General features: G+C 57.6%; 4 protein-coding genes and 1 pseudogene. All 5 read left to right on the forward strand.

Annotation, left to right across the window (positions count from 1 at the left end; translation table 11 throughout):
* Positions 1-199: pseudogene (locus tag P2Q66_RS10050) on the forward strand (bifunctional 5,10-methylene-tetrahydrofolate dehydrogenase/5,10-methylene-tetrahydrofolate cyclohydrolase); the annotation flags it as partial.
* A 230-nt stretch (positions 200-429) separates the two neighbouring features.
* Positions 430-681: a hypothetical protein gene (locus P2Q66_RS10055; protein ID WP_275727693.1), complete on the forward strand. Its 252-nt coding sequence runs from the start codon at positions 430-432 to the stop codon at positions 679-681.
* 126 nt (positions 682-807) lie between these two features.
* Positions 808-2,214, forward strand: a complete 1,407-nt coding sequence (locus tag P2Q66_RS10060) for an FAD-dependent oxidoreductase (protein WP_275727695.1) — start codon at positions 808-810, stop codon at positions 2,212-2,214.
* Between the two features lie 1,125 nt (positions 2,215-3,339).
* Positions 3,340-3,915 carry a TetR family transcriptional regulator gene (locus P2Q66_RS10065; protein ID WP_275727697.1) on the forward strand — a complete coding sequence of 192 codons (576 nt, stop codon included), beginning with the start codon at positions 3,340-3,342 and terminating at the stop codon, positions 3,913-3,915.
* Positions 3,916-3,959: 44 nt separating this feature from the next.
* Positions 3,960-5,291 (forward strand): hypothetical protein, encoded by a 1,332-nt coding sequence (locus P2Q66_RS10070; protein WP_275727699.1) that lies wholly within the window; start codon positions 3,960-3,962, stop codon positions 5,289-5,291.
* The last annotated feature ends 132 nt before the right edge of the window (positions 5,292-5,423 follow it).

Below are 5,423 nucleotides of genomic sequence, written 5' to 3' on the forward strand. Positions count from 1 at the left end.
CGTCAAGGCCGGAGCGACGGTGATTGATGTAGGAATCCACCGAACAGCCTCCGGGCTCCGGGGTGACGTTGATTTCGAAGGCGTTGTTGAAGTTGCCGGAAAGATTACGCCAGTGCCCGGAGGGGTTGGCCCGATGACCATCGCAATGCTGCTCCGAAACACACTTCATGCGGCAACCATTAGGTCCGAGCGCTGCTAGGACGCAGCTCGCTCCGGTATGTCCGGCGTCACGCCTCGGATATGCGCGGCCATACCCCCCACGCAGATCTTTCCCCCGAGGAATTGGTTCGCAACGGGAGGTAAGTGATGCAACGAAGCGTTGCCGGCCTCATTGCGCCCAGGGAAACCGATCCCCCTAAGTGCGGCCGGCATATGTTCTGCCCGCCGCTGTCCGGAAAAACCCAATCGCGAACAGGAGGGCTACTAGCGATGAAAGTAGTCGAAGCACTGACTGGCCGTAGTAGTCACCAGGTCGCCCCACCCACGGGTCGCTACATTAAGAACTGGAACGTTCTTAAACCCGGCCAGATTGTTGAAGTACTCAATGAGCACGGCCTTCTCATCATTGCGGAGATCGATGCTCTGACAGATGATCACACGATCATCTGGCTCAGATCTCTACGGTCAGGACAGCGGACCCTCCACCTGGTCGAAGACCCCATAAGCCTCTACGAACTGTAGAGAGCCAAGCCCTGCGTCCGCCAAAAGAGGGCGGAGCTTGTAGCCGAAACCCAGCACAGAACAATAATCGTTCACGGGCGAATCAACCAAAGTTCCGCTTGCAAACGCTCAGGATTGGAAAAACAAATGCAGCATGCTGCTCAAGATATCTCACATTGGTACGCCGAGATGTTCGGTGCCGAAACGCTAATTCCTCAACGCGATCCCCTCATTGGGGCAGCCTCTGCGGACGTCGCCATTGTGGGTGCGGGATACACCGGATTATGGACTGCTTATGAATTACTCAAGAGTCGGCCAGGCATGCGCGTAGCCGTGCTCGAAGCGAAGTTCGCTGGATATGGGCCTTCCGGGCGAAACGGTGGGGCGGCAATTGCGCAGGTCGTGGGTTCAAGAAAGTTCTGGAATAAGCGCGGCGGCCCGCAAGGCGCTGTCTCAATGGAAAGGGCAGTTCAAGACGGCGTCGATCAGATAGGTGCTGTCATTGCAAAGGAGAACATTGACTGCGACTATTCTAAGAACGGCGTCCTCATGCTCGCCCGGACTTCCTTGGAAGAACACCATTTCCGCCAGAGTGTAGAAGAAGACCGCAAATGGGGCTTCGGCCCTGAGGACACCTTGTTCCTCGAATCCCACGAGGTCACCGCCAGAGTAAACGCCCAAAACGTTCTTGGTGCCAAGTGGAGCTCTCACTGCGCCAGCATCGACCCGGCCAAGCTCGTGCGAGGGCTAGCGGAAAGGGTTGAAGCCTTGGGCGGCGTGATTTACGAAGACACTCGTGTCGTCTCTATGGAACCAGGACGCGCTGTGTGTGAACGTGGATTAGTAGATGCCCCGTATATTGTTCGCGCCACCGAGGCGTATACCGGGTGGATCAAGGACCACAAGCGGGCCATCGTGCCGGTGCACACCACCATGATCGCGACCGAACCCATCCCTGACCACCTCTGGTCCGACATCGGCTGGGACAGTCGAGAGGCAATCCTTGCGGAACACCCATTTTTGCATCTGCAACATACCCCTGATCATCGGATTACTATCGGTGGAGACGACCCACGTCTCCCCTATCGTTTCGGCTCCGGAACTTCACGCGACGTTCAGCCCGATCCAGCGCTCTCCCAGCACTATCTAGGCGAGCTGCTCAAATTGTTCCCCGCGCTCGAGGGAACAAAGATTGCTCGCAGTTGGTCAGGGGTATTTGGTGCTCCACGCGACTGGGCCCCTTCTGTCGGACTGGACGAGAAGACCGGCCTCGCCTGGGCCGGAGGCTACGTGGGCGAGGGTGTCGTCGCGTCAAATATGGCCGGCCGCACACTTCGGGACCTGATCCTCAAGCAGAATACGGAAATGACTTCCTTGCCGTGGGTACGTAAGCACCCACGCAACTGGGAACCGGAGCCGATTCGCTACATCGGTTCTCACGCTATCTTTCTGGGACGTTCCATTGGTGAGAAGCACGAAAAGACAAGCGGCAAATCTTCGAAAATCGTGCAAATCGCCAACACTCTGGCCGGGTTCAGCGGCAATTTAGGCTGAAAAAGGACGTTGCCAACGTCAAGCCAATCCGGTCATGAGCACAAGTGGTTGCACCCCGGGCCGGGCGTCCGATGAGAATAGGCGTGCGTTTCGGGAATGCGCGAAATATGAGCACGATCGATGAGTCTCCCAGCATCAGCTACCCACCAAATGCTACGGCTGACATTCCCCAGAGCCACGTTGTCGTGGCTGTCGTCGTCCAATGGCGGGGTAGGATTGCTTTATTCAGAAGGAGCCGGAATATCGGCCACGACAGCGGCCTTTGGCACTGCATCACCGGGTTTGTTGAAGTAGGAGCAACCCCCGAACAGCAGGCGCGTGAAGAGTTGTTTGAAGAAACCGGGTTGCAGCCCGAAGACCTATTGGACCTACGGCAAGGTGCGGATCTGGTGGTTGCCGACGACTTGGGAATTCCTTGGCTCGTACATACTTTCACTGCCGAGACATCTCGGCGGCGGTTGAGAATGAACTGGGAAAACGACTCATACCGATGGACCACCTCGGCAAGGGCGAGGCGTTTCGCCAATCGAGTCAGCTGGCTGGACCACGTTCTCTACGCAACCGGCTACTGCTCCGCTCCATTCCAGCACCCCCACTTTAGCCGACCGGGGCCTCCCGCAACTGCGGATTGAGTTTGGTCGGTGATCCAGCAAGGTGTTCAAAGACCCTTCGACACGGAAATTCGTTTCCAACGGAAATTACTGGGCGGGCAGGGGCGGCGCGAATCGTCGCGGGCATTGGCGGTAGTCAGCGCCCGTCGTCGTTCCCCTCGACCAGGAGGGCGTGGCCATGTTTCGGATTACCCATGCCTGGGACAGTTGCGTCCCAGCTATTGCGTGCCCTAGGGAACCGGCCCAGTCGACCGGAGCGAACCAGGTGCGGGCCGGCGACAACGGCCTTCTGAAGGACCCGAGCGGAAGGGTCCCGCGACCGGACGGGGCGAGCCGGGGAAAAAGGATCAGGGGGTCTCGCGGGTGCGGCCGCATTTCTTTACAGGTCCAACCTTGCGCACAAATTTACAGACGTGATACTTTTTGTAGTACAGGCGTACATGGACGGATGTACTAGACGAGCTCCGGCCAGTAGGTGTATCTCGCGAACGGATGGTTTGAAGTGCGAGCATCCATGGAAAAAAACACTCCATCGAAGAAGGCAAAGCGGGATCCAGAGGGCCGCAGGGAGAAGATTATTGCTGCCACGGTCGAGGTCCTCGCTGAAGTAGGAGTGGCGAAAGTCACCCACCGCTTGATTGCTGCCCGGGCACAGGTCCCCCTGGGTGCAACGACGTACTACTTCCCGACATTGCAGGAATTAATCCGGGTTGCCGTTGACGAAGTGGTTTCGCAGAGCCGCCAATACCTAGCGACCTGGACGAGCGAGCTGGAACGATCGCTGGACTTCCGGAAGACATTAGCGGACTTGGCAGACAGATATGTCCAGGACAGGTCACGCGCCATCCTTGAATACGAGATCTACGTGGCGGCCGCCCGTACCGAGGAGCTGGATCCCCTGGCCCGTGTCTGGCGGGACGAAGTACCCGCCCTGCTTGGGCGCTACATGGATTCCCGTGCCGCAAAGGCATTGAGTGTCTTCCTCAACGGCTCGATGCTTGAAGCGGTCACGTCCGGCCTGCCATTTGACCGGCAAGGGCTCGACTTTGCGTTAGAGAGCTTTCTGAACCTTCCCGTCCCCAACAACTAACTGCAACAGGGCCAGATCCACCTCCCCTCTACCGACAGGTCATCATGATTTCTCCACGTAAACTTGCCGACTTCTCGGCAGCCTCTCTACGCCAGCCGATACGCCAGCATCATGGGGCGAAGTACTGGCACGTCCCTGAATATACGAACTGGATCGACGAAAGCATGTCATGGAAAGAGACCTGCTACATAGGTGACTGGTCCTGGCTGGAGACAATTCGCTACAAGGGTCGAGACGCCATCAAGCTCTTCGCCGACACATCAGTTAATTCAGTTGCTAAATTCCAAATTGGGCAATCCAAGCACGTCATTCACTGCGATGACAACGGAAAGATCATTGAAGAAGGCATTCTTACTCGGACAGGCGAGGAGGAGGTCATTGCGCATAGCACTGCCTGGGCGGACTACGTTGCGCGTCAGGGCGGGTATGACGTGACAAGTGAAGTAGTGGGAATGACAAAGTTTCACGTGCAGGGACCCAATGCAATCCATCTCATGGAAAGAGTCTCGGGGCGTAGCCTACGCGAGGCCAAGTTCATGCGCGAGTTGCCACTTCGCATTGGGGGTCACGACGTTGTTGCCCTCCGTCAGGGGATGACGGGCGAACTCGGCTTCGAGCTCCAGGCTGCCATCGAAAACGGCCCGGAGGTATGGGCGGCGATTGTCGCCGAAGGAGACGACTTTGGACTTAAGGAGATGGGCGGACGGGTAGCCATGATCAATCACCTGGAGGCCTGCTACCCCACCCTGCTTCTGGACTACCTGCCCGCGATCTGGGACGGTCGCGGCCGAGGGTACCTCAAAGAGCAGATGGAGTCCGAGCACAGCTTCTTCGACGACTACTACGGTGTAGCTGGCAGCTTTGAATCAGACAGGGTGGCGGACTGGTACCGAAGCCCCATTGAATTCGGTTGGGGAAACCGAATCAACTTCGACCATGAGTTTCCCGGCAGTGATGCGCTGCGGGCCGAACTGAAAGATCCTCAACGTGCCATTTCTACGCTGGTGTGGAACTCGGATGACGTCATGGGCCTATATGCGTCACTGTTCCGCAAAGGCACGCCACTTCCGGATTTCATGGAACTCCCTCAAGACCCTCGCGGATACATGTACTCGGATCGGGTATCGGTCAACGGGCAGCCCGTCGGGGTCAGCACATCGCGCGGTTACAGTGCGTACTTCCGCGAAGTCATTTCCCTCTGCGTCATCGATACGGGACATTCCTCTCCCGGCACCCAGGTAAAGGTTCTTTGGGGAAACCCTGGGACCGAGCAGCGCGAAATCCGTGCGACGGTAGCCCCTGCGCCGTACAAAAAGGACAGGTCCCGGATAGACCTGTCAACACTACCGGATTTGCCTCCGCGCTTACACCGCTAACAAGGCTCTGGAATAGGTAGAGCCTCCTGGAGTTGTCTGCAATTGGGCCAGCATTGACCATACCGCCTGGATCAAAAGAAGCCCCCTGTCGTGCTGCTGCTGGCCCAACCGTCTATGATCGGGCCAACTGCT

It is taken from the genome of Arthrobacter sp. Cr_A7, assembly GCF_029222765.1.
Lineage (GTDB): Bacteria > Actinomycetota > Actinomycetes > Actinomycetales > Micrococcaceae > Arthrobacter.